Below are 1,083 nucleotides of genomic sequence, written 5' to 3' on the forward strand. Positions count from 1 at the left end.
AATTAACGACGCGACGGTAATCGAGCAACTCGCTGCTTCTCGCTTAGAGCGCGACGAAAACGGATTCTTCGAAGTCGATGCGGAATTAAATTTATGCGGTAAAACGGCGTTTATTAACGAGTTCGAACTCGCCGTTTTAGTTAATTACGATAGCAAAGCTTACGCCTTCGCCCTCGAATTAATCGAAGACGACGAAGAGTAAGAGAGGATTTTTAGAGCGTCGTGCGCGGCGCTTTAATAAAATTCTTTCGCGCCTAGCGCCCTAACAAATAGGAGTTCATTATGGTTAGCTTAAATCGTTTCTCGACTAGCGGCGACGTTATCGCAACTAAGACCGCCGACCTCGTTGCATTTTATAATGCAAATTCCGGTTCGAAGCCGATTAAGAAGTTTGCGGACCGCCGGACCGCCGAGACTCGCGTAATCGCGGTAATCGAGGCCTTAAACGCGCCCGATGAGCCGTCCAACGAATCGCCCATCCCCGACGCGAAGCCGCGCGAGGAAGTGTCCAGCGATGTAAAAACGCATAAGGCGCGTGCGGTCGTTAAAAAGGCCGAGCCGACGCAGGAAGAACTCGACGCGATGACCGACGAAGAGTATGAAGCCTTCGTTAAGAGCGGTTTAAACGATAGTGCAAATTGCGTAGTGCAAAATGGAACTCCTTCCCATCGCCGTTCGAATAGCGAAGGCATTGCAAAAAGTTGGGATAATAAGGAAGTGGCGCAAAAGCGTCTTACCCGTAACGGCGTTATGGTCGAGGGTGTAGGCGAGTTCAAATCGGTCCGCGTAGCGTTCGCCGCGCTGGGCTTACCGGATAGCAAGCATATTCGCTTCCGCATGAAGCTTAAAGAAGCTGGACGCTTAAACTTCGAGTTCGGCAACAAGTCCTACACCTTCAAGATCATCTAATCGAACGGCGGCCCTGCGGGGGCGCTTTTCATAGTGCAAATTGGTGGCTTATGAATACGCTCATTCTCATCGCTACGTTGTCCATCGGAAGTGGTCGCACCTTATCCCTTTACGACCATAGTGCAAATTGCGCTTATCCTACGCGCGTTGCGGCAATAGTTAATAGTGCAAATC

At 50.3% G+C, this 1,083-nt stretch carries 2 protein-coding genes; both read left to right on the forward strand.

Features of this window, described 5'->3' with window-relative positions:
- On the forward strand, window positions 1-202 hold a 202-nt coding region (locus Y887_RS20780), incomplete at its 5' end, for a hypothetical protein (protein WP_046965614.1).
- 80 nt (window positions 203-282) lie between these two features.
- On the forward strand, window positions 283-909 hold the full coding sequence (locus tag Y887_RS17770) for a hypothetical protein (RefSeq protein WP_046965615.1): 627 nt from the start codon (window positions 283-285) through the stop codon (window positions 907-909).
- The last annotated feature ends 174 nt before the right edge of the window (window positions 910-1,083 follow it).

The organism is Xanthomonas pisi DSM 18956, from assembly GCF_001010415.1.
Lineage (GTDB): Bacteria > Pseudomonadota > Gammaproteobacteria > Xanthomonadales > Xanthomonadaceae > Xanthomonas > Xanthomonas pisi.